Here is a 21,775-nt window from a genome sequence, read left to right on the forward strand (position 1 = left end):
GCGTCGGCGCCGCGCGAGGTGCTCGGCGAGGGCTGGCATCGCGGCGCGGGCACGGCCCACGCCGAGGTCGCGGCGCTCGCGGATGCGCGGGCTCGCGGCATCGACGTGCGCGGCGCGACCGCCGTGGTCACCCTCGAACCCTGCAATCACACCGGCCGCACCGGGCCGTGTGTCGACGCGCTGCTCGACGCAGGCGTCGCCGAGGTCATCTATGCCGTCGACGATCCGAACCCCGCCGCGGCCGGTGGCGCCGTGCGCCTGCAGGCCGCCGGCGTCACCGTGCACTCGGGTCTCGAGGAGGCGGCGGCCGGCGAGCTCATCCGCGCCTGGGCCACGCCCGCCCGGCTCGGGCGCCCCTTCGTCACGCTCAAGCTCGCGCTGACGCTCGACGGCAAGATCGCCGCGGCCGACGGTACGAGCCAGTGGATCACCTCCCCCACCGCCCGGGCCCACGCGCACGGCGTCCGCGCCCGGGTCGACGCGATCGCTGTCGGCACCGGCACCGCCCTCGCCGACGACCCGGCGCTCACCGCCCGCACGCCCGATGGCGCGCTGCTGCCCGAGCAGCCGCTGCGAGTCGTGCTCGGCAACCGTGAGCTGCCCGCCTCCGCCCAGCTCCGCGACGACCGCGCGCCGCTGCTGCAGCTGCGCACCGACGACGTCACCGCCGCCCTCAGCGAGTTGGCCGCGCGGAACATCCATCACGTGCTCGTCGAGGGCGGCGCGACCGTCGCCGCCGCGCTGCTGCGCGCCGACGTCGTCGACGAGCTCCACGTCTACCTCGCGCCGCTGCTCCTCGGCGAGGGCACGGCCGCCGTCGCACCCTTCGGCGTCGGCACGCTCGCCGAGGCCCGCCGCTGGCGCTTCGACGCACCCGAGCCCCTCGCCCCCGATGTCTTCCTGCGCGCCCGCCGCACCACCAACCCCACCCCAGAAGGAGCCTGAAGTGTTTACCGGACTCATCGAAGCGCGCGGCGAAGTGCTGCGCCTCGAGCATGAGCCGGGGCAGGCGGATGCTCGCCTCGAGATCCGCGCACCCCGCGTCACCGACGACGCTGCGCCCGGCGACTCGATCGCCGTGAACGGCGTCTGCCTCACCGTCGTCACGATCGCCGACGACGGCTTCACCGCCGATGTGCTGCCCGAGACCCTGCGCCGCACCTCGCTCGGCGAGCTCGCGCCGGGTTCGCCCGTGAACCTCGAGCGTGCGCTCGCCACATCGGCCCGCCTCGGGGGCCACATCGTGCAGGGCCACGTCGACGGCGTGGCGACCCTGGCCTCGCGCACCGCGGGCGAGCGCTGGGACGACCTCGTGTTCGAGGCGCCCCGCGAGCTGCTGCGCTACGTCGCCGAGAAGGGCTCGGTCGCGGTCGACGGCATCTCGCTCACCGTCACCGGTGTCACGGCGCGCGGCTTTGGCGTGTCGATCATTCCGACGACCTCGCGCGAGACGACGCTCGGCGCCCTCGAGGTCGGCACCAGCGTGAACCTCGAGGTCGACGTGCTCGCGAAATACGTCGAGCGCATGCTGCAGTGGCGTGAGGAGGAGGCACGATGAGCACCCCCGACTCCCCCGCCATCGGCCCGGCGCTCAACGCGCTCCGCGCGGGCCTCCCCGTACTCGTCGCCGACGCGGCCGACCGCGAGAACGAAGTGGACGCGATCTTTGCCGCCGATCGCGCGAGCGCAAAGTGGGTCGCCTGGGTCGTGCGCCATTCTTCCGGCTACCTCTGCGCGCCGCTGCCCGCCGCTCGCGCCGACGCCCTCGAACTGCCGCTCATGGTCGAGCAGACCCAGGACTCGCTGCGCACCGCCTACGCCGTCTCGGTCGATGCCGCCGTCGGCGTCACCACGGGCATCTCGGCCGCCGACCGCGCGACGACGCTTCGCGCGCTCGCGAACCCTGACGCGAAGCCGGGCGACCTCATCCGCCCCGGTCACGTGCTGCCGCTGCGCGCCGTGCCCGGCGGCGTGCTCGCCCGCGCCGGCCACACCGAGGCCGCCGTCGACCTCATGCGCCTCGCGGGCACCGGAGACGTCGGCGCGATCGCCGAGCTCGTGCACGACTCCGGCGAGGTCATGCGCTACCCCGAGGCCGCCGCGCTCGCCGAACGCGAGGGCCTGCCCCTCATCACCATTGCTGAGTTGCGGGCCTACCGCCGCTCCCACGAAAGGACCGTTGCATGAGCCGCGAAGGCGCCCCCACCATTGACCTCTCGAGCTTCGGCTCGCAGGCGGGCGCGCTGCGCGTCGCCATCGTCGTCGCGAGCTGGCACCGCGACATTACCGACGCGATGCTCGCGGACGCGGTCGCCGTCGTCGAGGCGGCCGGCGGCACCGCCGAGGTGATCCGCGTGCCCGGCACCTTCGAGCTCACCGTCGCGGCGATGCGCATTGCCCGAAGCCCGCAGGCGCCTGACGCGATCGTCACCCTCGGTGTGGTCGTGCGCGGCGGTACCCCGCACTTCGACTACGTCTGCCAGGCGGCGACGGATGGGCTCGGTCGCGTCGCGCTCGACACCGGCATTCCCGTCGGCTTCGGCGTCCTCACCTGCGACACCGTCGAGCAGGCGCTTGAGCGCTCGGGGCTACCTGGTTCACTCGAGCGCAAGGGTGCCGAGGCGGCGCAGGCCGCGATCGCGACCGTCGCGGCACTCGCCGAGTACCCGCGAGGCTGAGCCCAGCGAGCCGGATGATGCCGTCCAGCAGGCGGGCATCCAACGCTTCTCCGCGATCCTCTGGGCGCTGCCCCCGGTCAGTGCCGGATTCCGGCGGAGTCGCCCGCCGAGTGGCGCTCACCGGCGCAGGCGCATCCTCAAGGCCGTGAAGCAGGCCGACCTCGGCGCCCGCAAGATGCTCCGCAAGGCCGGCGTCTAGGTGGTTGCCTGGCACGTCGTGAACGTCTGGGTCCGGCGAAGGCATTTCCGCTCCCCGAGGCCGTCAGCGCCACTTCCACTCAGCCGCATCGCTGACAGCGCCACTGTCATTCGCGCCGCGGCGCGGCGCTCGCGCTATCCGGCGAACGCCTCGCCCTCGACGTGCGGCGGCTGCCGGCGGAAGCCACCCGTGAGCGACGCAAGAATGACGATGCCGATCACGAGCCAGACGGCACCAATGATGAGCGCGTTCGAGTCGAGCTGCGTAAGCAGCCCGATGATGACGATCGCGCCGATCGAGGGCGCGACGTAGTCGAGCAGCACGTTGACGCGCTTGCCCTCGCGCCGCGCCTTCACGGCGAGCACGACGACCGAGATGTTCACCATCGCGAAGGCGATGAACGCGCCGAAGTTCACGAACGAGGTCGACGTGGCGACGTCGAGGAACATCGCGATGAGGCCCACGACGCCGACGACGACGATCGAGCCCCACGGGGTCTGGAAGCCGCGGTGCAGCACGCCGAAGATGCGCTTCGGCAGCACGCCGTCGCGGCCCATCGCGTAAAGCAGGCGCGAGCCCGAGGCCTGCGCGGCGAGGCCCGAGGTGAACTGGGCGATGATGAGACCCGCGACGAAGACTGCCGAGAACACGTTGCCGCCGATCGTCTGCGCGATCTCGAACGCGGCCGATGACTCGTCGGTGAAGCTACCGCCGGGGTGCACGAGCTGCGTGAAGTAGGTGACGACGATGAAGATGCCGCCGCCGATGAGCGCGATGAGCAGGATCGCGCGCGGCATGACCTTCTGCGGGTTTTTCGTCTCTTCGGTCAGCGTCGTGACCGCGTCGAAGCCGAGGAACGAGTAGGCCGCGACCGCCGCCGCCGCGATGACGTTCGAGAATTGGGCGTCCTCGCCCACGAACGGCGAGGAGCTCACGAGCGCGCCCGCACCATCCGTGCCGACGACGCTCGCGATGCTGAGCACGACGAAGATCGCGATGACGAGGAACTGGAACGCCATGAGCACGAAGTTCACGCGGTCGGCCACCTTGATGCCGATGATGTTCAGCGCGGTCGTGATGAGAATGAACGCGACGATCCACACCCAGCTCGGCACGCCCGGCACCGCGGTCGAGAGGTACGAGGCGCCGATGAGCCAGATCACCATCGGCAAGAACAGGTAGTCGAGCAGCACGGCCCAGCCAACGAGGAACCCGGCGCGGCCGTCGATCGAGCGGCCGACGTAGGTATAGGCCGAGCCGGCAACCGGGAAGCGGGCGGCGAGGCGGCCGTAGCTCGCGGCGGTAAAGAGCATCGCGATGAGCGCGATGAGGTAGGCCGACGCGCTCGCCCCGGCGCTCGCGCTGGCGATGACGCCGAAAATGCCGAGCACGATCATCGGGGTGAGGTAGGCGAGCCCGAACAGCACGAGCGAGCGCAGGCCGAGCGTGCGGTTGAGGTGGGTGGTATCGGTCATTGCTGGTCCATTCGAGCGATGAGGTGGATGTGGTTGAGCGGCCGGATGCGCGGCCATGCGCCGGCGCCGGGTCGCCAAGTCGAGGGGTCGAGCCGGCCGTGGTAGAGCGGCAGCGGCACCGCTGCGTCGTCGTCGGCGAACTGGCGCCAGGGCACGACCGAGCCCTCGGTGCCATCGCGGCGCACGCGCGCGACCGCGTCGAGGTCGAGCTCGACGACGAGCAGTTCGGGCGCCTCGCCGGCGCTCGCGATTGGGGTGCCCTCGGGGTCGACGACGATGCTGCGGCCACGGCCAATCGGCCCGGCCGTGTTCACGCTCACGGTGAAGTTCTGGTTCACAATGGCGTTCGCCTGCGCGAGCACGAGCTCCTGCTTGCGGTCGGGCGTCGTCGTCTTGACGATGTTGAGCACGACCTCGGCGCCCATCCAGGCGAGGTGCCGGGTGACTTCGGGCCACCAGGCGTCGTAGCAAATCGAGATGCCGACGCGGCCGAGGCGGGGAAGGTCGACGACCTCGAAGCGCTCGCCCGAGGCGTACGGCTCGGAGGGGCGCCAGGGAAACACCTTGCGGTAGCGACCGGCGATCTCGCCGCTCGGGGCGAGCAACACGGCCGTATTAAATGGGTCGCCGTCGGCGCGCTCGACGAGCGAGCCGGGCAGCAGCCAGATGCCGAGCTCCCGCGCGAGGGCCTGCAGCGGCGCGACGAACTCGTCGACGTCGACGGCGCCCTCGCGCAGGCGCGCGTTCTGCGCATCGGGGTCGGCATTGTCAGCGCCGAACAGGTGGAGCTCAGGGTAGACGACGAGGTCGGGTCGATGCTCGGCGACGAGCTCGCGAACCTCCCGCTCGAACGCGTCGAGCGGGGTGCCGATCGGATGCGGTGCGGCCTGCACCGCGGCGATGCGGATGTGACGTGGCACGGTCCCTCCTTCGGGCGCCGCACGGTGACTCGAGTGCCAGCCGCGCGAATTGATCATACTGATCACTTATACGAGTCAGTATGCACCCCACCCGCCGCGAGCGCAATTGCGTGCGCGCCCACGCGATTGCCGCCGCGCTTGGCTGGCATCGCTACGCTGAGGCCATGCCCCGTCCGACCCCCGCCGCGCCAGAGCCGGCGCCCGCCGTAGCGAGCCTGCGCCCGGTGAGCGCGCTCGAGTCGGTGCGCGCGCGCATCCTCGTGGCGCTGCGGCTCGGCACGCTGCGGCCGGGCGACCGCATCCGCTCAGCCCACGTCGTCGCCGCGGGGCTCGACGCGAGCGAGATCACCACCCGGCGCGCGCTCGAATCCCTCGTCGCCGACGGCACGCTCGTGCGCCGACGCGGCGCGGGCGGCGGCACCTTCGTCGCTGAATCCCCGACGATCCCGGCGGATGCGGCGGTCGAGGCACTCTTCGCCGCCGGCTCAACCGCGCGCGAACTCGTCGACAGCCGCGTGCTCATGGAGTCGGCGCTCGCCGGTTTCGCGGCGCAGGCGGCCGACGACGCGGCGATCGCAAGCATCCGCGACGCCGTCGACCGCGGCGAGGCCGCCGCCGACTGGGCCGAGTTCCACGCGGCCGACCGCGCATTCCATCACGCCGTCGCCCACGCCTCCGGTGTCGAACGCCTCGACACCTACTTCGCGGCGCTCGAGTCGCTCTACGCGTACTTCATTCCCTACCCGATCGAGCACCTGCACGCGTCGAACGACGCGCACCGGCGCATCCTCGGGGCCATCGTCGCGGGCGACCGCGCGCTCGCGGCCGATGTGGCCCGCGCGCATGTCGCCGCGCTGTACAACGAGATGTTCTTCGCGCTCTAGGCGCCTAGATGTCGTCCTCGCCGGGCATGCCGCCTTCGTCTTCCCAGTTCTCAACACGGGTAGAGCTCGTCACGCCGAACTTGCGACGCACGCCGTAGCCGCCGTGCTCGTCGTCAGGGAAGAACTCGACGCCATACCGCTCAAGCGCGCGGCGCAGCGACAGGTTCTCGTCGGCGGTGACCGACACCTCGCTGAGCTCGAACTGGCGAAGCTGCTCGACGGTAAGGCCGGTAGCCGAGGCGATGGTCTCGCGCGACACCTGGGCGAGGGCTCGGCCCGCCCGGGCGAGGTCAGGTGGTAGCTGCTGCGTGCTCATGAGTGCTCCTTCGCGTGCGGGTGATGTGGGATAGGTCAGTCGATGACGGCGACGAGCTCGGTGCGAAGTGCCTGCGGGTCGGAGCCGGGGCCTGGGGTGACGTGGTACGACTCCCAGTATGGCTTGCGGGGTGTGCGGCCCTCCGCCCGCAGTTCGGCAAGGAACCCTTGCCAGACGTCAGCGAGCTCGGAGTACGGGCCGACGTGCATCGCCTGCGCGAGCTCGCCGCCCGGCAGCTCCCCCGGCACGATTGTCAGGCCGTTGAATTCGAGCGGCGACTCGAGCTGCGCGAGCAGTGGCATGCCCGCCTCGACGGTGACGTTGCCGACGAGCTCGGTGTCGTAGCGGCTGAACGCGAAGCCATCGGGCGCGATCGCCGCAGCGTCGACGGCGGCGCGCAGCACAGTGAAGGCATCGTCGAGAAAGGCGATCATTTGCTCGACGGGCACGCCCTCGCCGCGCACCACGGCCGTGTGCTGCGGCTTGCGGTGAACGAACTCGGGGGTCAGCTTGGGGGCGTCAGACATGGCGACTCCTGTGTCGAGAACATGTCGTCTCATCTTACGTCTCGGCGAGTTCGCGAACCCTCTGACCAACCACCGTCGAGATGCCGTCGCGGTGCATCGAGACGCCGTAGAGCGCGTCGGCGATCTCCATCGTGCGCTTCTGGTGCGTGATGACGATGAGCTGGCTCGACTCGCGCAGGCTCTCGAACACCTCGAGCAGGCGGCCGAGGTTCGCGTCGTCGAGGGCGGCCTCAACCTCATCCATGATGTAGAACGGGCTCGGCCGCGCCTTGAAGATGGCGACGAGTAGGGCGACCGCCGCGAGCGAGCGCTCGCCACCCGAGAGCAGCGAGAGCTTGTCGATCTTCTTGCCCGCCGGCTTCACCGCAACCTCGATGCCGGTCGTGAGCAGGTCGTCGGGGTTCGTGAGCGAGATGTCGCCGCTGCCGCCCGGGAACAGCACGGGGAACACCTCGTGGAATGCCGTGCGGGTGTCTTCGAACGCGGCCGCGAACACCTCGCGCATGCGCACGTCGATGTCGTCGACGATCTTGAGCAGGTCGGCGCGCGTGCGCACGAGGTCTTCGAGCTGTTCACCGAGGTAGGTGTGGCGCTGCTCGAGCGCCGCGAACTCCTCGAGGGCGAGCGGGTTGATGCGCCCGAGCTGCGACATTTCGCGCTCGGCGCGGGCGAGCCGCTGCTTCTGGCGGTCGCGGTCGTAGGGCTCCTGCTCGTCGTCGCCGTTCGGCACCGGCTGATCGGGGCCGTATTCGGCGACGAGCACCGCCTCGGCGAGCGACAGCTCGCTCGCCGCGCGCTCAAGCAGGTTCGAGAGTTGCAGCTTGCGCTCATAGATCTGCAGTTCGAGCGCGTGCACGTCCTCGGTGATTTGGTTGAGTCGCGCGCGCAGCTTCGCCTCCTGCTCGCGCAGTTGGACGAGCTCGCGATCCTGCTCGGCGCGCTCGCGCTCGCGCTCGACGAGCTCTGCGCGGGCCTGCTCGAGCGAGGCATCGACCTGCCGCTCGAGGGCGGGGATGCGCGCGTGCACCGCCGCGGTGCGCTCGAGTTCGGCTCGTCGCAGCACCGTCTCGCGCGCCGCCTTCTCGGCGGCCTCGCGCTCGGCGTCGCGCTGCTTGACGAGTTCGGCGGCGCGGAGCTGCTCGCTGCGCAGGCGCTCGCGGAGTGTCTCGAGGCCGAGCCGCGCCTCGACCTCGGCTTCGCGGGCCGACTCGACCGCATCCGCGAGCTCGTGTCGCTTCGACGCGTCGAAGACGGGCCGCGGCTGCGACTCGTGGGTTTCGAGCTCGCGCTTCGCCGCCTCGACCTTCGCGACCGCCTCGTCGACGTGCTGGCTCGCGAGTTGGTGCGACTTCTCGGCGCGGGCGAGCTCGGCGGTGGCCGATTCGACGCGCGCCTTCGCCCTGTTCAGCGCCTCACGGCGGGCCGCAAGCTCGGCGTCGAAGCCGCGGAGCTTCGCGAGGGCCGACGCGGCGATGTCCGTCGCCGATTTCAAGGTCGCGCGGTGCTCAGCAAGCTGGAGGGAGGCAGTGTCGATCGCCTGCTGCACGCGCTCGAGGCTCGCGGCCGCGCGGTCGCGCTCGGCGACGAGCTCGAGGCGGCTCGCGCCCGAGTCGGCGTCGCCGCCAGGAGCGATGAGCGTGGAGGCATCGATCGCGGCACCCGCGCGGCTCACGAGTCGCGTGCCGGCGGGCAGTTCGGCGAGGAGGCCGGCCGCGGTGGCCGCGTCGGGCAGCTCGTCGACGATGAGCGTGCGGGTGAGCAGCCGGGCGATGGTCGCGTCACCCGAGACGGATGCGGTGGCCGGGCGCAGCACGAGACCCGCGTCGGCGCCGAGTCGCGCGGCGACTTCCGCGAGATCGCCTTCGGCCGGTGGCTCAGCGAGTTCGGCGACGAGGTGGACACTGCCGAACGCCTTCGCCGCCGCCGCGAGGTCGAGCGCGGCGCCGCCGCTGTCGGCGACGATCGCATCCGCAAAGGCCCCGAGCGCGGCGGTGATCGCGCGCTCGTCGCCCGGCTCGACGCGCAGCAGGTCACTGACGCGGCCGCGCACACCGTCGGGATTGCTCGCGAGCAGGGCCTGGGCGCCGTCGTTCACCTCGGCCGCGAGCGCGAGGGCCTTGCGGCGTGCGTCGAGCGCATCCCGCTCGCGCTCAAGACCGTGCACCTCGTCGCGCAATTCGTCGACGGAGGTCTGCGCCGCGGTGACCCGCTGCTGGGCGGTCGCGTAGTCGGCGTCGAGCCCGCTCGAGTCGGCCTCGCCGGCCTCGGCCTGTGATTCAACCTCGGTGAGCTCGCGTTCGGCGGCGGCAAGTCGGTCCGCCGCCGAGCGGCGCGAGTTCTCGCCGCGGAGCACCTCCCCGCGCACGGCGGCAAGCCGGCCAGCCGCCGCATCCGCTTTGCCTTGCAGCGCGGTCGTGCGAAGCTCGTGCTGCGAGAGCAGCGCCGACTGGGCCGCGAGTTCGCGGTCGAGCGCATCGAGGTCGGCGCGCGCCCGCGCCGTCGTCTGTTGCGCCGCGTGCCAGGCCGACTCGGCTTCGGCTGCGCGCTCCTCGAGCGACTCGGCCTCGGTGCGCGCATCGGCCACTGCCTGCTGCGAGACCGAGACCGTGAGCGCCGGCTCGTCGAGGCGGGCCTGCAGCATCGATTCGCGCTGGCCGACGAGCATGAGGAAGTTACGGAGGCGCTCACGCACGCTCTCGAGGTCGAAGGCGACGCGGCGGGCCCGGTCGACGGCGTCGCCGCGCTGCGCCTCCTGGAGGTTCTGGATGCCCAGCACCGCCCGGTCAAGCTGCTCTTTGAGCACCATGCGCTCGGTCGTGCGCTCCTGCTCGGTGCTGCCGGCGTCGCGGAGTTGCTCGCGCAGCGTGACGGCGTCGTCAGCCATGATGCGGGCCTTCGCGTCGCGCACGACCGCGGCGATGCCCTGGGCGCGGCGGGCAACCTCGGCCTGCTTGCCGAGCGGTTTGAGCTGGCGGCGCACCTCGGCGACGAGATCGCGCAGTCGCTGGAGGTTCTGCTCCATGCCCTCGAGCTTGCGCACCGTCTTTTCCTTGCGTCGGCGGTGCTTGAGCACGCCCGCCGCCTCCTCGATGAAGCCGCGGCGGTCTTCGGGAGTCGCGCGCAGCACGGTGTCGAGTCGACCCTGGCCGACGATGACGTGCATCTCTCGGCCGAGACCCGAGTCACTGAGCAGCTCCTGTACGTCGAGCAGGCGCACGCCCTCGCCGTTGATCGCATACTCGCTGCCGCCGGTGCGGAACAGGGTGCGTTGAATCGTCACTTCGCTGTACTCGATCGGCAGCGCGCCGTCGGCGTTGTCGATCGTCAGCGTCACCTCGGCGCGGCCGAGGGGGCCGCGGGTGGCGGTGCCGGCGAAGATCACATCCTCCATCTTGCCGCCACGCAGCGACTTCGCGCCCTGCTCACCCATGACCCAGGCGAGCGCGTCAACGACGTTCGATTTGCCCGAGCCGTTCGGCCCGACGACACAGGTGACGCCGGGTTCAAATTCAAGGGTGGTGGGCTTCGCGAACGACTTGAAGCCCTTGAGGGTGAGGCGCTTCAGGTGCATGCGGCGGCTTTCGATCGGGGCGTGGTGGCCCTTAGTTTAGGTGGCAGCAGGCTGCCAGATGCGCTTAGGCTCGGGGGTATGCGCAATTCCCGTCGACTGTTTGCGGCCTCTGCCGCCCTCGTCGGCGTGCTGATATTGTCGGGCTGCATCTTCACGCCCTTCTTCTCGGAGATTTTCTACGAAGGTCCCACTTCGACCCCCGACCACACCGACCCCAACGATTTCGGTTTCACGGAACCCCCCACCCCCACCCCGTAGTTGGGGGTTGAGTGGTCGCCGACTACCAGCGGCGCATCGAGGGCCTCGGCATCGCCGGCGGCGCGGTCGTGTCGGGGTCGTTTCAGGCGTTCGACCAGGGTTATCTCATCGACGCGCTCGCCGCCCTCGGCCCCACCTACGTCGGCGTCACCCAGATCCCAAGCGACACGAGCGACGAGCGCATCCGAGAGCTCAACGCGGCCGGCGTGCGCGCCGTGCGCTTTAACGTCGCGCGCGGCGGCTCGGCCGACCTCGATGAACTCGAGCTGCTCGCCCGCCGCGTGTACGACCTTGCCGGCTGGCACGCCGAGCTCTACATCGACGCCCGCACGATCGACGACGAGCTCTCGCGCCGCATCGCCTCGCTGCCCGCGGCGAGTATCGACCACCTCGGAATGCACGGGGACGGCCTCGCGAACCTCCTGCGCCTCGTCGAGCAGGGCGTCAAAGTGAAGGCGACCGGCTTCGGCCGAGTCGAGCTCGACCCGGCCGCGACGATCAAGGCAATCATGTCGGTCGACCCGACCGCCCTCATGGTCGGCACCGATCTGCCCTCGACCCGCGCGCACCGCCCGTTCGAGAACGGCGACTTCAACACGGTCGCGGATGCACTCTCACCCGAGCAGCTCGACGCCGTGTTTTGGGGCAACGCGGCGCTGTTCTATCTGGGCCGCTGATCGCTTGACGCACTGATTGGTGCGAGCCAGACGCGATGCGCCCATCAATCTGTGGGCGGTGAACGACGCCGCGTTGACGCCTGAGTGTCGCTAGCTGTGATCACACGCTCAGCTGCCTCAGGAAACGACTGTTTCCACCCCCTACACGGCAGCAGCCTCTTCGAGCGCAGTTGCCAGATACGGTGCCGACGCGCTCTTGGATGATGTCGCGACCTCTGCTGGAGTGCCGGTCGCGACGACGTGTCCACCGTTGTCCCCAGCACCGGGCCCGAGATCGATGACGTGATCGGCCTGTGCGATGACTCGCATGTCGAGCTCGACTATGACCACGGTATTCCCCGCGTCGACGAGCGTTTGTAAGTGCGTAAGGAGTTGGTCTGCGTCGGCGCAGTGCAATCCGGAAGTCGGTTCATCGAGCACGTAGAGTGTGTCGCCGCTTTGGGCGCGCTGCAGCTCGCTGGCAAGCTTGACTCGCTGGGCCTCACCACCGGACAGCTCAGTTGCGGGTTGCCCCAGACGCAGGTAACCGAGTCCAACGTCGACCAGCGCGGTGAGTGAGCGCATGATGTCAAACTCTCCCTCGAAGAATTCGTGCGCCTCCGCGACGCTCATTGCGAGGATCTCCGCGATATTGCGTCCGTGCCACAGGATCTCGAGTGTGCTCGACTGGTAGCGGGTGCCGTGACAGTCAGGGCACTCTGTGTAAACGGAGGGGAGGAAGAGCAGCTCGACCATGACCGATCCCTCTCCCTCACAAGTCGGGCACCGGCCACCAGCGACGTTGAATGAGAATCTTCCGGGCTTGTAGCCGCGTGCACGAGCTTCCGGGGTCTCAGCGAATCGACGTCGCACGTGGTCGAACAGACCTGTGTACGTTGCGACGTTCGACCGAGGTGTTCGTCCGATCGGCTTCTGGTCGATGCTTACTACGCGGCGGATTTCACTGAGGTCTCCCGAGAGAGAACCCTTGAGCTCTTCAGGCTCATCAGAAAGCAGCATTTCATCGCCGTCGAGCACTGGCTCGTCAGTCTTGATGGGGCGTCCGAGATGCTCGCTGACCAAAGTGGGGACAACTTGGCTGACGAGGCTGGATTTGCCCGACCCCGACACACCTGTGACTGCGGTGAATGCGTGTAACGGGATCTCGACTGAGATGTTCCGCAGGTTGTTGCGTCCGATATTCTCAAAACGCAACCATCCTTGTGGCTTCCTTGGCTGATGAGGAGGGAGCCCGCTGCCGCCGAAGAGATAACCTCGAGTGACGGATTCCTCGACTTCGGCCAGACCTTCGGTGGGCCCGCTATAGATGACACGACCTCCACGTTCACCTGCGGCCGGCCCGATGTCGACAAGCCAATCCGCGTGGCGCATCACGTCGACGGAGTGCTCGACGATGAAGAGGCTGTTGCCGCTTTCCTTGAGCCCGTCGAGGATGTCCAACAGTGCACTGACATCTTGCGGGTGGAGCCCGGCAGAGGGTTCGTCCAGCACGTACACGACGCCGAAGAGTTCGGAAGTGAGCTGGGTTGCCAAACGCAGACGCTGAAGTTCTCCACCTGAGAGCGTCGGCGTCGTGCGATCCAAGGACAGGTAGCCCAGACCGAGCTCAATGATCGGACGAATGCGATCGATGAGTCCAGACCCTAAGCGGACGGTTGCCGCAAGTTTTTCGACCGATTGGTTCGGAGTTCGGCGGACATCAGGGGCCGTGGAATGGGCCGACCCTCCGGCTGCCACGCGCTGTTCATCCGCTTCGCGACGCAGGGCCTCGTCGAGGGCCTCACCCGATGAGGAAACCTCATCACGGGCATCAGTAGTTGCGTCTGCGGCCTCAGCGACTGCGGCTTCGATCAACGACATGAGCTCACGCAAGGGCATCTGTGAAAAGTCGGCGATGTCGAGCCCCTCGAATGTCACCGAAAGCGCCTCAGGCTTCAACCGTTTGCCATGGCATGCGGGGCACGGGGCCACTGTGAGGAACTCCGAGACACGGCGTTTCATCGAGCTGCTCTTCGTGTTCGCGAATGTGTCAAGCACATAGCGTCGCACCCCTACGAAGGTTCCCGAGTAGGTGGGCTCGACGCCCGCGGCTATGGCTTCACGTGCTTCAGCGAGGGTGAGTCGTGAGTGAACCGGGACGTAGGGCGTTTCGTCCGTGTACAGGATCCAGTCGCGGTCCTTCTTGGCGAGGTCTTTCCACGGAATGTCGACGTCGTAGCCAAGCGCAACGAGGACGTCCCTCAGCTGGTGACCGTGCCAAGCCGTGGGATATGCGGCGATTGCGCGTTCTCGGATAGTCAGTGTCGGATCGGGGACCATCTTTTCCTCCGGCACGTCATAGACGCGTCCGATCCCGTGGCATTCCGGGCATGCGCCCTGGACCGTGTTGGTCGAGAAGTCCTCCGCATAGAGCATCGGCTGCCCATCTGGGTACTGACCCGCGCGGGAATACAGCATGCGGACCAAGCTGGAGAGCGTCGTGATGCTTCCGACCGTTGACCGAGTGCTGCTCCCGCCGCGTTGTTGTTGCAGTGCCACCGCGGGCGGCATTCCGGTAATGGAATCGACGTCGGGGACTCCCGCCTGGTCGATGAGGCGCCTCGCATACGGTGCCACCGACTCTAAGTAGCGTCGCTGGGACTCCGCATATAGGGTGCCGAACGCCAGCGAGGACTTACCTGAGCCAGAGACACCGGTGAAGACCACCATGGCGTCACGCGGTACCGACAAGTCGATGTCTTTGAGGTTGTGTTCGCGGGCGCCTCGCACTCGAACGTCCGGTTGGATGAAGGCGGAGTTTTCACGAGTCGGTGTGGAGGGCCTGTTCATGAGCGAACGCTATCAACGAGTAGGTTCTGCAACCTGGCCAATCAACAGCAGTGCCGAACGGCCGGCAGGTCACGACAGATTTTCCGCGCCCGACGCCGACGCTCTCAACCCTTTCCGCTGGATGTCTCCCGGGTTCGTGTGCCGCGCCTGCTTGATTCGAGCGCCGCAGTTAACGTCCGGGCGTCATAGTCGCCCAATAGGCGGCGGCCTTCGATGAAAAAGGTTGGGGTGGGGTGAGCTCCGCTGGCCTCGGCACTTTCAAGATCACGCTCGATTCGAGCTGCGACAGCGTCGCTGTCGATGTCTTGTATGAAGCGATCGACGTCCAGCCCCAGCTCGCCCGCATAGCCGATGAGGTCCTCGCGCTCGAGCGCGTCCGGGTGTGTGAATACGAGGTCGAGCCATCGCCAGAACTCGCCTTGGATCGCAGCTGCTTCAGATGCTTTTGCCGCTAGGGGCCCGTGTGGGTGGTGAGGAAGATGTCGCACGACGTAGCGAAGATCGTCACCGAACTGCGCGCTGAGGTCTTCCCAGGAGCCAGTGGCGTGGGCACAGTATTCGCACTCAAAGTCGACATATTCGACCAGCGTCAGATTGGCGTCCTCCGGTCCGCGGATGTGATCAACTTCGGGATCGACCGGAGGGTCAAGCACCATGGGCAGATCTGCGGTCTCCTCGCCCCACCATTTAGCGGCGATCCTGAAAATCGACCAGCCCAGGGCGACGGCGAGCACCATTGACACCAGCACTCCAAGAGTCGCCTGTCGCCCTAAATCAGTTGTCGAGCCGAAGGCAAGACCGATGACGAGCAGGGAGACGGTGAACCCGATGCCGGAGAGCGCTGCACCGCCGAAGACGCTGCCCATTCCCACCCCTTCTGGTGGTCGCCCCAGACCCATCCTGACCGCAAGCAGCGTGGCAACGCCAATTCCGAGAAGCTTGCCGAGTACGAGGCCAAGAATGACTCCCCAGGTCACGGGTGAGCCGAGGGAATCAGCGAGCAGCCCACCTCTGAGGTCGACACCGGCATTGGCGAGAGCGAAGATCGGCACGACAAGCAATGCGGTGGGGCGGCGAAGAACTTCGTGCATTCTCTCGTTTACCGAGATCCCCCCGGGCCAGGCCGCGGGAGACACCACGCGCCGACGCGGCGCTGGGCGACTGCCAGAAGTCACGGAAAAGCTGGCGTGCAGCGACTACCTCGTGTCGCTGCGTGGGGTAGGCGGGAATCAGCAGGCCGGCTATCATGCCCGCGAGCGACGCATGCACCCCAGAAGCGACAGTGGCGAACCACAAAACAATCACAATGAGCACATACGGTGCCGCATTCCATTGTCGTGAGCGGCCAAGTACCCACAAGCCGACGAGGCAGGCGAGAGCGATCAACAAGGGAACAAGCTCGATCTGATCGCTATAGACAACGCCAATGATCGTTACTGCCAAGAAGTCATCGACCACTGTCAGGGTGAGGAGGAAGACACGCAACTGCCCCGAGAGTCGGGGGCCTACTACTGCGAGAGCGCCAAGCATGAACGCTGTATCGGTTCCGACGACAGCGCCCCATCCACCAAGTCCGCTCCCGCCGGACAAGCTGACAACAAGCACGTACACGAGCGCCGGAAGAGCGACACCTGCGACGCCGGCGATCACAGCGAGTTGAGCACGACTGCGATCACGCAAGGACCCGTGCGCGAACTCCTGTCGCACCTCTGGTCCGACGACGAAGAAGAAAATCACCATGAGGCCGTCGTTGATCCAATGATGCAGATCCATATGCATGCTGACGGGACCGACATCGAAACCGACTTCTTGGTGCCAAAGCTCGAAATAGCTTTCAGATAACGGCGAGTTCGCTCACACCAGCGCCAGTACAGTGACGAGCGCCAGAAACATCGCGGATCCGGACTCTGTTCGTAGGCTGCTCGCGAGTCGACCGAGAACTGGCCGAGCGGCCGTCGTGTTTTGCATGCACGAAGCCTAGTCAACCTTTGTCCACCGATGTAGGTCGCCGTTGACGGTGAGCGAGATCGTCCAGCGCTGCGTTAGGTGAGGCCGCAACCTGTTTTTCTGGCGTCTGGCGCCTGGCCGACGGTGGGGTGATCCAGCAGGGTCACTCGGTGAGACCACGCGACTTCAAGGTTGGTGCCGCGGGACGAGCGCCAGGGATCACCGAACGCGGGAACGTATGAACCCTGGCGTTGCCTCCCTGCGAGCTGACTACACCTCGAGTCGCTTACCCCGGGCAACTAGTACGCGAGCACATCGATGCTCTGGATGCTCGGTTCCGTGCTGAACAGCTCTCCTCCGTGTGCGGCGAGAGCCTGGCCCACGCCGCCCGACAGATGTGCCTGGCGGGCTTCGTTGTCGACCACGTCGAGGATTCCGAAGGTCAACTCATCGATCTATTGAGCAAACCAGGCCCGCGTGCTTTGTTCCTGTTCGACGATGGAGCGCGCGCCGCGCAGAAATTCCGCGACGTCTTCTTCCTTGCCGCGCTTGGCCATGAGTACTACCGACAGCGCACCCTAATTATGCTCGCTCACCCTCCTGACCGAGCAGTTCCACGAACGCGGAGGAGAAGGCGGGGAGGTCGTCGGGTGAGCGGCTCGTGATCAGATTCCCGTCGCGCGCCACCTCTTCATCGACGACGTTGGCGCCGGCATTGCGCAGGTCGGTGCGGATGCTCGGGTAGGAGGTCAGCGTTCGGCCCTTTGCGACGCCCGCCTCGATCAGCGTCCACGGTCCGTGACAGATCGAGGCGACCGGCTTACCGGTACCCATGAAATCGCGGACGAAGGCGACCGCGTCGGTGTCCATCCGCAGCTGGTCAGGGTTGACCGTTCCGCCGGGAAGCAGCAGGCCATCGTAGTCGTTGACTGACGCCGACTTCACCAGTGCATCGACGGAAAACGTTCCGGCCGCATCCAGGTCGTTGTTGCGGGCCTGGATCTCTCCCTCATGCAGTGACAACAACTCGGTCGTGGCACCGGCATCTTGAAGCGCCTGTCTCGGCTGTTCCAGTTCCACGCGCTCCACGCCGTCGGCGGCCAGGATCGCGATCCGCTTGCCATTCAATTCGTCTGCCATGTTCTGCTCCGTTCTGTGAGAGGTGGCGGTCTGCCCGTGCGGCAGGCTACCGGCTGTCCCTGGTTCGTGCAGGGAGGGGATGAAAGTGTCAGTGGCTACCGGGCCAGGCCCGCGTGGGTCTGGCGAGGAACCTAACCCAACAGTCTCCGTTCGCGCCGTGAAGTACTGCTCGGCGTTTGGGGCCCGCACAGGGGCAGGTGGTACCTGACCCTTGAATCCGTGCAGGCCGGAGTCGAAGGCACTCGCCCATTGTCTGGTCATCTCGGTGGCGTGATAGCGGGAAGTGCAGACTTCGTCGAGAGCGCCTTCGCCCGCTGCCGCGCGGGCAACGCCGCGACCCAGTCATCACCGCCCATCATCCTTCGGAGACCAGGCGTGAGGTCTGCCGGCGGGTCAAAGTCCTTCGTCAGCCGCAGCCGCTCAAACTAGCGCCCTCGTTGGCAGCGCGGGCAGAAGTAGCTCGAGCGATTCATGAATTTCTCGCGCACGATCGCAGTGCCGCAGCGGTCGCACGGTTCGCCCTGCCGGCCGTACACGTGCAGTGACCGAGAGAAGTACCCCGATTCACCGTTGACATTCACGTACAGCGCGTCGAACGACGTGCCGCCCTCGGCCAGCGCATCCTGAAACACCTGCTCGACGTGGCCGAGCAACGCGCGCAGCTTCGCCACCGAAATCGAACGGCCGGGCCGGCCCCAGTAGAGCCGCGCGCGCCAGAGCGCCTCATCGGCGTAGATGTTGCCGACACCCGACACGAGTTGCTGATCGAGAATGAGCGCCTTGATGTTTCGACCGGATGCGCGTAGTCGCTGGACGACCGCATCGACATCGAACGCGGGGTCGAGCGGATCGCGCGCAATGTGACCGACCTGCGAGGGCAGCAGCTCACCGTCATCGGAGGGCAATAGCCGGTCGACAGCGAGCGAACCGAACAACCGTTGGTCACTGAAGCGTAGTTCGAGCGCTCCACCGCCACGCTCGATGCGCATCCGCACGCGCAGCTGGCGCTCGTCGAGCGAGCCGACGGGCCGCACAAGCAACTGGCCGCTCATACCCAGGTGCGCCATAAGCGCGAAGTCGGCATCGAACGGAATCCAGAGAAACTTGCCGCGCCGCTGCGGCTCGCCGAGCACAGCGCCCTCAATACGGTCGACAAAATCGAGCGCATCACCGGCGTGCCGCTTCAGCGCGCGCCCGTCACGCACCTCCACCGCGCGCACCGTAGCGCCGAACACCGCGGGCTGCAGCCCACGACGCACGACCTCGACTTCAGGGAGCTCGGGCATGGCCGACCGACTAGGCCTGCGGCCGCTCGGTGCCGCTCAGCTCGTACCAGGCCTCGAGTGCCGCGGCCATTTCGGCCTGCTTTTTACTTGGCCCCATGCCGGTGGCCGAGACAAGCTGCTGCCGACCGCGGTGCACCGTGACGGTCGCTTCGTAGCTGCGGTCGTGGTCGGGGCCGGTGCCCTCGACGAGGTACTCGGGGTTCTCGGCCTTGTTCGCGGTGACGACCTCTTGCAGCGCCGTCTTCGGATCCATGGCGGCGCCGAGCCGGTCGACCTGATCGAGGTACGGGTCGAGCAGACGCACGACGAACGCTTCGGCCTCGAGGTAGCCGCGCGAGAGATACGCGGCGCCGATGAGCGCCTCAACGGCGTCGGCAAGAATCGAGTCTTTGTCCCACCCACCCGTCAGCTGCTCCGACCGCCCGAGCCGCAGGTACTCACCGATGCCCTCGCGCCGGCCGATCTCGGCGAGTGTCACCGTCGACACCAGCGCGTGATGGCGCGGCGAGAGCTCGCCCTCGCTGAGGTCGGGATGCTCGCGGTAGAGCAATTGCGCGACCGCCATCCCGAGCACCGAGTCGCCGAGGAACTCGAGGCGCTCGTTATCGGGCGCGCCATCGTGCTCATACCCCCACGACGAATGCGTCAGGGCGAGATCAAGCAGTTCGGGAACGAAGTCGACCCCGAGGGCCTCTGCCAGCGGAGCTGGGTCGGCGACCTCGGGGTCGTGCTTCTTACGTTTGCGAGCCAATTGCCTGCCTGAGACGTTCAGGCTTAGGCGTCAGCGACCTTGCGGCCCTTGTACTCGTAGTGCAGCGGGGTGCCCGCGGCGTCCTCAACGAGCTTCGCGCGGTGCGGGAGGCTGTAGGTGACCTTGCCGTTTTCAACGGTCTTGACGAGTGCGGGGGCCGTAGCCTTCCACTGCGTGCGGCGCGAACGGGTGTTGCTGCGGCTCATCTTGCGCTTGGGGAGTGCCATGCGTGCTTTCCTTCTAAGTTGCGATGTCTACACACCACCTGCAGCGAATCACAACGCACTGCGGGGTGAAGCGGTGTTGGGAGTGCGCTGCGGCAATCTTGCCGGCGCTGAGTGCCTGCATCCGATGCGGCATCTAAACCCAACTGGATACTTTACGCGAGAACTGTCGCTCACGCGACCCCCGCGACGTCGAACGGGCTACTTGTTCGGCTCGGATGCGCCGTTCGAGGCGGCTTCGTCGGTCGCGTCGGTGTCGCCTGACTGCAGCAGCTGCTCGAGCTGGGCCCAGCGCGGGTCGACCGCGTCTTCGACCTCGGGCAGGGATTCGGTGAGCTTCTCGCCGGTCTGCGGGTCGAGCCCGAGGCAATCCGGCTCGCACAGTGGCTGGAACGGCAACTCGAGCACGACCGCGTCACGAATCGGCCCCTCGAGGTTGACGACGTCACCGTCGAGCGCGTACTCGAGCGCCTCGTCGGCCTGGTAGCCGAACATCTCGGCGACGTGGCCCGACCAGGCTTCTTCGAGCGGCTTGAGGCACCGGCTGCAATTGCCGGTGAGTGTGCCGCGAACGTCCGCGGTCGCCAGGATGCCGTCGGCCAGCGTTTCGAGCCGAAGGTCGACCTCGAGCTCAGCGCCCTTGTCGAAATAGATCATGCCCTCGCCGATGCGTTCGGGCACCGTGACGTCAAGCTCAAGCTCGCGCATGCTGCCGGGCTTGTGCATGATCGTCGCGACATTGACTTCGTACGGGGATGCTGCCATACCCGTAAGTCTACGGCCGCGCGCTAGTTCGTGATCGAGGTGTCCATATGCCCTTGGAGAAATTCGCGCACAACCGCGGGCACATACGGCGTGACGTCGCCGCCGAGTGAGGCGACCTGGCGCACGAGCGAGCTCGACACGTGCGCGTGCTTGGGGCTCGGCGACATGAACATCGTCTCGAGCTTGCCGAGGTGACGGTTCACAATGGCCATCGGGAGCTCGTAGGTGACGTCGTTCGCGCCCCGCACGCCCTTGACGATGACGTTCGCCCCGACATCGGTGCAATAGTCAACGAGCAGTCCCATGCTCCACGAGCGCACGACGATGTTCGTGGGCGCGCCCGCGTCGACGAGCGCCGACTCGATGAGGTCGACTCGGCGAGAGATGGGGATCATCGCCTGTTTGTCGGGGTTGTGAACGACCACCACGTGAACTTCTTCGAACACGTTGGCGGTACGGATGATGACGTCGAGGTGTCCGAGGGTGACGGGGTCAAACGAGCCCGGCAATACGGCGATTTTGGACATAAGTGGATCCTAGACCTTGCGGTAACGCTGACTGTTGGCTTCTCGGGGATGCGTACGACAGATTACGCGTCGGTGTCGGGCGCTTTGTGCGCATCAGACGAAGCCTCGCCCGCGGCGGGAGCCTGTCCGCCCGGGGTGTTGCCGCGGCGCATCCGCATGAACACGATCACCGCGGCGCCACCGATGACGAGCACGCCGACGAAGCTCATGATGCCGGCGAGCCAGGGGTTCGTGCCCGAGTCGCTGCTCGCGCTGACGTCGACGTCGTTCGGGTCGACCGGCTGGTTCTGGAACTGGCCCGCGTCGGCGGTCGAGGCGCCGCCGCCGAGGCTGGAGCCAACACCGAAGCCGATGGTGCCCGAGATGGGGTGTCCGTCCTCAGAGACGACGCGCCAGTTGAGCGAGTACTCGCCGTGCTCAAGCTCAGGAAGTGGCTGGCTGATCGAGGTGCCCGAGATCGTGTAGGCCTCCGGCAGTTCGACCGTGGCACCTGAGGCGTCCTGCAGCGCGAACTCGGTGCCGACCTCCTGCACATTGCCCGAGAACTCAAGCACGGCCTCGGTGGGCGCACTTTCGAGCGAGTCACCGTCGGCCGGGGTCGAGCTCACGAGCTCATCATGGGCCGAGGCCGCCGTCGCGGCGCCCCACACGGCAGCCGCAACCGCGAGCACGAGGGCAGCGAGCATAACGAGCACACGACGTGCGGCGTCGTTGGCGCTCGCCTGTCGGGCGATAGCGATCGGGCGGTGGCGGGTGTCGGGGCGCTGTTCAGTCACCCCACTATTTCAACATGAACGCCGT

General features: G+C 67.4%; 22 protein-coding genes and 1 pseudogene. 7 read left to right on the plus strand and 16 right to left on the minus strand.

Annotated elements, in window-relative coordinates; translation table 11 throughout:
* The 4 genes from ribD to ribH form a co-directional block, all read left to right on the plus strand.
* On the plus strand, positions 1-945 hold a 945-nt coding region (gene ribD / locus QM019_RS04335), incomplete at its 5' end, for a bifunctional diaminohydroxyphosphoribosylaminopyrimidine deaminase/5-amino-6-(5-phosphoribosylamino)uracil reductase RibD (protein WP_282851998.1).
* A 1-nt stretch (position 946) separates the two neighbouring features.
* Positions 947-1,558: a riboflavin synthase gene (locus tag QM019_RS04340; RefSeq protein WP_282851999.1), complete on the plus strand. Its 612-nt coding sequence runs from the start codon at positions 947-949 to the stop codon at positions 1,556-1,558.
* Positions 1,555-2,187, plus strand: a complete 633-nt coding sequence (gene ribB, locus QM019_RS04345) for a 3,4-dihydroxy-2-butanone-4-phosphate synthase (RefSeq protein WP_345961015.1) — start codon at positions 1,555-1,557, stop codon at positions 2,185-2,187. The genes QM019_RS04340 and ribB overlap by 4 nt, the downstream gene beginning before the upstream one ends.
* Positions 2,184-2,678, plus strand: a complete 495-nt coding sequence (ribH, locus tag QM019_RS04350) for a 6,7-dimethyl-8-ribityllumazine synthase (protein WP_282852000.1) — start codon at positions 2,184-2,186, stop codon at positions 2,676-2,678. The genes ribB and ribH overlap by 4 nt, the downstream gene beginning before the upstream one ends.
* A gap of 333 nt (positions 2,679-3,011) precedes the next feature.
* On the opposite strand, the gene QM019_RS04355 is transcribed toward ribH, so the two are convergent.
* Positions 3,012-4,352, minus strand: coding sequence for an APC family permease (locus QM019_RS04355; RefSeq protein ID WP_282852001.1), 1,341 nt, complete (start codon positions 4,350-4,352; stop codon positions 3,012-3,014).
* The gene (locus tag QM019_RS04360; protein WP_282852002.1) at positions 4,349-5,272 is read right to left on the minus strand and encodes a carbon-nitrogen hydrolase family protein; all 924 of its coding nucleotides are present in this window, start codon (positions 5,270-5,272) and stop codon (positions 4,349-4,351) included. The genes QM019_RS04355 and QM019_RS04360 overlap by 4 nt, the downstream gene beginning before the upstream one ends.
* Before the next feature lie 164 nt (positions 5,273-5,436).
* Here QM019_RS04360 and QM019_RS04365 point away from each other — a divergent pair, with 164 nt between their 5' ends.
* Positions 5,437-6,156: a FadR/GntR family transcriptional regulator gene (locus QM019_RS04365; protein WP_282852003.1), complete on the plus strand. Its 720-nt coding sequence runs from the start codon at positions 5,437-5,439 to the stop codon at positions 6,154-6,156.
* A gap of 4 nt (positions 6,157-6,160) precedes the next feature.
* On the opposite strand, the gene QM019_RS04370 is transcribed toward QM019_RS04365, so the two are convergent.
* From QM019_RS04370 to smc, 3 genes are read right to left on the minus strand one after another with little or no spacing between them, the layout of a single operon-like run.
* On the minus strand, positions 6,161-6,472 hold the full coding sequence (locus QM019_RS04370; RefSeq protein ID WP_193128450.1) for a hypothetical protein: 312 nt from the start codon (positions 6,470-6,472) through the stop codon (positions 6,161-6,163).
* Between the two features lie 35 nt (positions 6,473-6,507).
* The gene (locus QM019_RS04375; RefSeq protein WP_282852004.1) at positions 6,508-6,999 is read right to left on the minus strand and encodes a GyrI-like domain-containing protein; all 492 of its coding nucleotides are present in this window, start codon (positions 6,997-6,999) and stop codon (positions 6,508-6,510) included.
* Between the two features lie 34 nt (positions 7,000-7,033).
* Complete coding sequence (gene smc, locus QM019_RS04380; RefSeq protein ID WP_282852005.1) at positions 7,034-10,570, minus strand: chromosome segregation protein SMC; 3,537 nt, start codon at positions 10,568-10,570, stop codon at positions 7,034-7,036.
* A gap of 78 nt (positions 10,571-10,648) precedes the next feature.
* Here smc and QM019_RS04385 point away from each other — a divergent pair, with 78 nt between their 5' ends.
* Together QM019_RS04385 and QM019_RS04390 are read left to right on the plus strand one after the other, a co-directional pair.
* Positions 10,649-10,828 (plus strand): hypothetical protein, encoded by a 180-nt coding sequence (locus QM019_RS04385; RefSeq protein WP_282852006.1) that lies wholly within the window; start codon positions 10,649-10,651, stop codon positions 10,826-10,828.
* A gap of 11 nt (positions 10,829-10,839) precedes the next feature.
* Complete coding sequence (locus tag QM019_RS04390) at positions 10,840-11,505, plus strand: amidohydrolase family protein (protein WP_282852007.1); 666 nt, start codon at positions 10,840-10,842, stop codon at positions 11,503-11,505.
* 141 nt (positions 11,506-11,646) lie between these two features.
* Here QM019_RS04390 and QM019_RS04395 read toward each other — a convergent pair whose 3' ends face one another.
* The 11 genes and pseudogenes from QM019_RS04395 to QM019_RS04445 form a co-directional block, all read right to left on the minus strand.
* Complete coding sequence (locus QM019_RS04395; RefSeq protein WP_282852008.1) at positions 11,647-14,334, minus strand: excinuclease ABC subunit UvrA; 2,688 nt, start codon at positions 14,332-14,334, stop codon at positions 11,647-11,649.
* Positions 14,335-14,438: 104 nt separating this feature from the next.
* Positions 14,439-15,425, minus strand: coding sequence for a DsbA family protein (locus QM019_RS12900; RefSeq protein ID WP_282852009.1), 987 nt, complete (start codon positions 15,423-15,425; stop codon positions 14,439-14,441).
* Positions 15,328-16,128: pseudogene (locus tag QM019_RS12905) on the minus strand (Na+/H+ antiporter NhaA); the annotation flags it as partial. The gene QM019_RS12900 and the pseudogene QM019_RS12905, both read right to left, overlap by 98 nt.
* 452 nt (positions 16,129-16,580) lie before the next feature.
* On the minus strand, positions 16,581-16,727 hold the full coding sequence (locus QM019_RS12910) for a hypothetical protein (protein ID WP_282852010.1): 147 nt from the start codon (positions 16,725-16,727) through the stop codon (positions 16,581-16,583).
* Between the two features lie 136 nt (positions 16,728-16,863).
* The gene (locus QM019_RS04415; RefSeq protein ID WP_282826331.1) at positions 16,864-17,421 is read right to left on the minus strand and encodes a type 1 glutamine amidotransferase domain-containing protein; all 558 of its coding nucleotides are present in this window, start codon (positions 17,419-17,421) and stop codon (positions 16,864-16,866) included.
* A gap of 425 nt (positions 17,422-17,846) precedes the next feature.
* Complete coding sequence (gene mutM / locus QM019_RS04420) at positions 17,847-18,707, minus strand: bifunctional DNA-formamidopyrimidine glycosylase/DNA-(apurinic or apyrimidinic site) lyase (protein ID WP_282852011.1); 861 nt, start codon at positions 18,705-18,707, stop codon at positions 17,847-17,849.
* A 10-nt stretch (positions 18,708-18,717) separates the two neighbouring features.
* Entirely contained in the window at positions 18,718-19,458 is a 741-nt protein-coding gene (gene rnc, locus QM019_RS04425; RefSeq protein ID WP_282852012.1) for a ribonuclease III, read from the minus strand.
* A 23-nt stretch (positions 19,459-19,481) separates the two neighbouring features.
* Positions 19,482-19,685, minus strand: a complete 204-nt coding sequence (gene rpmF / locus QM019_RS04430) for a 50S ribosomal protein L32 (protein ID WP_282852013.1) — start codon at positions 19,683-19,685, stop codon at positions 19,482-19,484.
* A gap of 198 nt (positions 19,686-19,883) precedes the next feature.
* Positions 19,884-20,447 (minus strand): YceD family protein, encoded by a 564-nt coding sequence (locus QM019_RS04435; RefSeq protein WP_282826325.1) that lies wholly within the window; start codon positions 20,445-20,447, stop codon positions 19,884-19,886.
* 23 nt (positions 20,448-20,470) lie between these two features.
* Positions 20,471-20,974, minus strand: coding sequence for a pantetheine-phosphate adenylyltransferase (gene coaD / locus QM019_RS04440; protein WP_125107859.1), 504 nt, complete (start codon positions 20,972-20,974; stop codon positions 20,471-20,473).
* A 62-nt stretch (positions 20,975-21,036) separates the two neighbouring features.
* Positions 21,037-21,750, minus strand: a complete 714-nt coding sequence (locus tag QM019_RS04445; RefSeq protein WP_282852014.1) for a copper resistance CopC family protein — start codon at positions 21,748-21,750, stop codon at positions 21,037-21,039.
* Positions 21,751-21,775: the final 25 nt, after the last annotated feature.

Source organism: Gulosibacter sediminis, assembly GCF_030011715.1.
GTDB classification, from domain to species: domain Bacteria; phylum Actinomycetota; class Actinomycetes; order Actinomycetales; family Microbacteriaceae; genus Gulosibacter; species Gulosibacter sediminis.